This is a genomic window from Roseomonas chloroacetimidivorans (assembly GCF_049629625.1).
Taxonomy (GTDB): Bacteria; Pseudomonadota; Alphaproteobacteria; order Acetobacterales; family Acetobacteraceae; genus Roseomonas; species Roseomonas chloroacetimidivorans.
On record NZ_JBNBZS010000243.1, the window covers coordinates 1 to 1,969 of the forward strand.

The window sequence follows — 1,969 nt, forward strand, 5'->3', positions numbered from 1 at the left end:
CCGCATTCTGGTTTGCCGCCGTCAGCACGACATTGCGGAACTTCTCCAACGGGACGTTGCTGGGGAGCGCGCCCTGGAGTGCAGGGCCCATCTGCTGGAGCTGCTTCTTCAGCACTTCCTGCGGGGCAGGGGGCTTGGTGGTGGTCATGCTCACAGGGAATTCCCCTCTGCCTTCCTAGATGATTTCCGGAGCGCGTAGCGGCGCGCGCGTTCGCAGTTGCAAATTCGACAGGCCACCTGACCGCGAGGGCTCCGGTAGAAACTGCGCGGCGTAAGCGGATGGCCGTGGAAGCAATGCGATCGAGACGGTCGAAGGGCGCTGTTAGCCCCACGGAGGATGTTCACCTGCTGCGTAACAGGCTCAAGATGCTGCGGATTGATGCAGCAGCGAACACGGCAGAGGTGATCAAGCACGACTGTCCTTGAAAGAGGCTCTTTGTGCACCTCGTAGGAGAGGCGGTGGGCGCATACCGTTTTGCCCCTGCCCATTCCTGCGTTGCCATAGCCTTGCGAGTTCACCGGACCAGTCCAGAGCCAGCAACCCGAGTTGGGTTCTGGAAGGCAACGTTCGGCGAACCATTCGGGGGTTCGTGGCTTCATGCGCGGTCCCGGCTTCACGCGGTCACCTCTTTCACGATGATGCGGCGCGAGCCTGCGCGCCCCTTGATGATCTCGCCCGGCTTCGCCTCGCGATCCGGCACGGCCGCCACCTCGGCGGCGCTGATGAGGAAGTCTCCGGCACGGCCCCAACGATGGCCGCCCAGCAGCTGCGCGAGGCGGTTACGAGCCTCGCCCTCGCGCTTCTCTGCATCGCGCTTTGCCTGCCGGGCCGCAGCCAGGGCGGCAGCGCAGGCGGCAGCCTCTTCGGCGGCGGCGGTAAGATCCGCCTCCTCGTCTACGATCTCGGGCTCGAGCACCTGCAGCGCGCGCCAGGTCCCGTCGGACCCATCCGCGTTCGGCACACGCCCGGCTTTCACGCTGGCCCAGAAAGCATCCACCCGCTGCGCAATGGCTGCCTGGATGCGGGGCCGCGGCCGGTAGCGATAGATCCGCACGTCATTCCCGCCGACCAGCACGGCCACGGCGCCCCAAGTGAAGCCACTGGCGAGCATCTGAGCCTGGAGTTGGAGCAGGATATGCCTCGGCGGCTCGGTGCCCCATTCGCGCTTATGGATCAGCCAGTCCGCGTTCTTCAGCTCCAAAACGCCGGGACCGCTGCAGTCGGTGTCGTTCGGGCCCGGCTCCGCGATGATGCGGTCCAGCGTCGCGCCGAGGCCCCCACGCTTGGCGTATTGGCCCGGCTGCACCTTCCAGCCCTCACGCTCAGCAGCGAGGAGAGCTATCGCCTCCTCCAGCGCAAGGCCAGCGCGGGTACGGGCGTTGTCCACGTTCTCGGGCGGGATGCGACCGGCCTTCACCTGCCAAAGCGCAAACAGGCCGGGCATGTATTCCGGTTGCACGCTGAAGAGCGTGGCCACTTCCGACGCACCGATGTGCTGCGCGCGGATCGCGTGCCAGGCGTCCTTGTCGTCGGGGATGGGAAACAGCGGCATGCTACCCTCCCACGACGGCCAGAGCGACGAACAGGAGGGCGATGGTGGCGCCCCGGATGAGGCGGCGGTGACGGCGGATGCGGTCGCGCTCGTGGGCGCCCCAGATGGTCCAGGAGGGGTGGCGGTTCCAGACATACCCTCGGCTGGTCATGCGCGGGCCTCCGTGGCGGCGACGGTCTTGCCGCATTCCCACCAGCGCATGAGATCCCTCATGCATGCCGGGCAGATATCCTTGGCGCCCTCGGGCTTGAACGATCCAATGGCGCTAGGGCCGTTGTGCTCTGCTGCGGCGATGATGGCCCACTCATAGCCCTGGTGCGCCTCCTTCACCTCCTGCCGCGCATCGCATCGATCGCACGTCCGGATTTCGACCTTCCTCCGGCTCATGCGCGGTACTCCATCTCGTCTTTGGCGCT

Annotated in this window: 3 protein-coding genes; all 3 read right to left on the minus strand. The window is 66.3% G+C overall.

What is annotated here, in order from left to right; translation table 11 throughout:
* Window positions 1–614: 614 nt before the first annotated feature.
* Entirely contained in the window at window positions 615–1,553 is a 939-nt protein-coding gene (locus tag ACO1BU_RS37070) for a YqaJ viral recombinase family protein (RefSeq protein ID WP_424140856.1), read from the minus strand.
* Window position 1,554: 1 nt separating this feature from the next.
* Complete coding sequence (locus ACO1BU_RS37075; RefSeq protein ID WP_424140857.1) at window positions 1,555–1,704, minus strand: hypothetical protein; 150 nt, start codon at window positions 1,702–1,704, stop codon at window positions 1,555–1,557.
* Window positions 1,701–1,969, minus strand: a 269-nt coding sequence (locus ACO1BU_RS37080; protein ID WP_424140858.1) for a hypothetical protein, incomplete at its 5' end; no start/stop codon positions are given. The genes ACO1BU_RS37075 and ACO1BU_RS37080, both read right to left, overlap by 4 nt.

What these genes read in the sequence shown, in the direction of transcription:
- ACO1BU_RS37070 (WP_424140856.1), bottom strand. Translation starts at nt 1,553, where the DNA reads ATGCCGCTGTTTCCCATCCCCGACGACAAGGACGCCTGGCACGCGATC.
- ACO1BU_RS37075 (WP_424140857.1), bottom strand. Translation starts at nt 1,704, where the DNA reads ATGACCAGCCGAGGGTATGTCTGGAACCGCCACCCCTCCTGGACCATC.